General features: G+C 70.9%; 2 protein-coding genes. Both read right to left on the reverse strand.

Annotation, left to right across the window (positions count from 1 at the left end):
• A partial coding sequence (locus tag IF54_RS40680; RefSeq protein WP_199821299.1) for a hypothetical protein occupies window positions 1–210 on the reverse strand: 210 nt, incomplete at its 3' end.
• A partial coding sequence (locus IF54_RS0138660; RefSeq protein ID WP_030327354.1) for a condensation domain-containing protein occupies window positions 164–2,303 on the reverse strand: 2,140 nt, incomplete at its 5' end. The genes IF54_RS40680 and IF54_RS0138660, both read right to left, overlap by 47 nt.

Raw genomic sequence — 2,303 nt, forward strand, 5'->3', positions numbered from 1 at the left:
CAGGGTCGTACCGCCGAAGGTCAGCGCGGGCGCGTCGGGCGTACGGGCGGCCTGCTCGGCGAACAGCTCGTGGACACACCGGTCCACCGGGAGCTCGGCAGGCGAGTTCCACTCCTCCAGCAGCAGGCTGCGCTCGGCGTCCGACAGGAACGCGCCGCGCGCGTCACCGCCCGCGTCCGCCGCCATCGCCTCCAGCACCGAGCGGTACATCCCGCCCAGCCGGGCCAGACCCGCGGGTCGAGGTGCCCAGGGTGATCCGCCCGGCGCTCGCGATGGCGGAGAGGGCGAACTCGTTGGATCCGGCGCCCTTGGTGGCCCCGATGTCGACGCTGTCGGCGTCCACCTGGTGGAAGTCGTGGAACTCGAAGGCCACAGGGAGGAGTTCACCGCTGCCGCCGCCGGTCGCCCGCTGGATGGCGGGCAGCGGGTAACGGCGGTGGGCCCAGATCTCAGTCTCGCGGGCGTAGACCCGCTCCACCAGCTCGTGCCAGGTGCGGGCGCCCTGGACGGACGGGAAGGGCAGGGTGTTGAGGTGCATGCCGAGCACCCGGTCGGCGCCCGGCGCCTCCAGGCGGCCGTGGTAGACCACGCCGGTGTGGAACGCCTCCTCGGAGGTGAGCATGCCGAGCACCTTCAGGTGGGCGGCCAGCAGCACGCTCTTCAACGACGACTTCGACTCGGTGGCGAGCCGTTTCAGCCCCTCCTCCAGGTCGCCGAACGGGACCCGCTGACCGAAGGGTTCACCGGCACCGTCCGCCGTCCCCGCCCAGCTGTCCGGAAGCGTGAGGGGCGTGTGGACGGTGATGACGTCCTGCCAATAGGCCTGGTCGGCGGGGTTCGCCAGGGAGGCCTGCTCGGCGGAGATGAAGTCGGCGTACCGGACGGCCGGCGCCTCGTACGCGGCCGGCTCCCGCCCGTCACGCAGGGCCCGGTAGACGTCCAGCAACTCCATGAGCAGCGAGTTGACCGTCCAGCCGTCGGTCGTCGCGTGGATGTGACTGAACGTCAGCCGCCAGGCGTCGTCCTCTTCGAGGTGTACGGCGATCCGCAGCAGCGGCCCGTCCGCCAGCTCGAAGCCGGTTTCGTGCTCGGCCTCGACGTATGCGATCGACCTCGCGGTCCGCTCCTCGGCGGTGAGGCCCCGCAGGTCGTGCACGCTGAGCGGGACGCCGACCGTGCCGTGGACCAGCTGGAGCGGCTGGGAGTAGCCGTCCAGGTGCATGGTCGTGCGCAGGATGTCGTGCCGGGCGACGACCGTGCCGACGGCCTCGCGCATCGCCTCCTCGGAGAAGGCCCCGGTGTCGGGGATCCGGTAGGAGTTGATGTTCTGGTAGACCGCGTCGTCGTCGCCCGAGGCGAGCATCTCGACCAGCATGCCGGTCTGCACCTGCGAGAGCGGGTACGCGTCCGTCACGCCGGCCGGGAGTGCGGCACGGTCGTCCTCGCCGATCAGGGCGAAGGGTTCGACGGCCGCGATCAGGGACCCGCCGGGCTCGTGACCGCCGACGCGGGTGGCCAGGGCCGCGATCGTCTTCAGCTGGAAGACATCCGGGATGGAGACGTCGTATCCGGCGGCGCGGAGTGCACCGACGAGGCGTACGGCGCGGATGGAGTCGCCGCCGAGGTCGAAGAAGCTGTCTTCGACACCGACACCGACACCGACGCCATCGAGTCCGAGGACGCCCTGCCAGATGACTGCCAGTTTCTCCTCGGTGGGGGTGCGGGGGGCGATGTACTGCTCGGCTCCGGTGAAGGCCGTCAGGTCGGGGGTGGGGAGGACTCGGTGGTCGATCTTGCCGTTGGCGGTGAGGGGGATGCGGGCGATCGTGACGAACGCCGTCGGGACCATGTAGTCGGGGAGGGCGTCGGTGAGGTGGGCGCGGATGGCAGCCGTGTCGACCGTGGGCCCGTCGGCCGGTACCAGGTAGCCGATCAGGGACTTCTCTCCTGTGGTGGACTGGCGGACGGTGGCTACGGCGTTCTGGACGTTCGCGTGCTCGCGCAGGCGGGCTTCGATTTCGCCGAGTTCGATGCGGTAGCCGCGGATCTTGACCTGGTGGTCGATGCGGCCGAGGGTTTCCAGGGTGCCGTCGGGCCCGTGGGGGTTGGGGAGGAACTTCTCGGCGGTGAGGTCGGGGCGGCCGAGGTAGCCGCGGGCCAGGCCGGTACCGGCGATGTAGACCTCACCGGCCACCCCGACCGGGGCCGGCTCCAGCTCCTGGGTGAGGACGTACATCTGGGTGTTCGGGATCGGCGCGCCCAGCGGGATCGCCTCCGTCGCCGGGAGTTTGTCGATCGTCGGG

The organism is Streptomyces sp. NRRL B-3229, from assembly GCF_000719505.1.
GTDB lineage: Bacteria > Actinomycetota > Actinomycetes > Streptomycetales > Streptomycetaceae > Streptomyces > Streptomyces griseorubiginosus.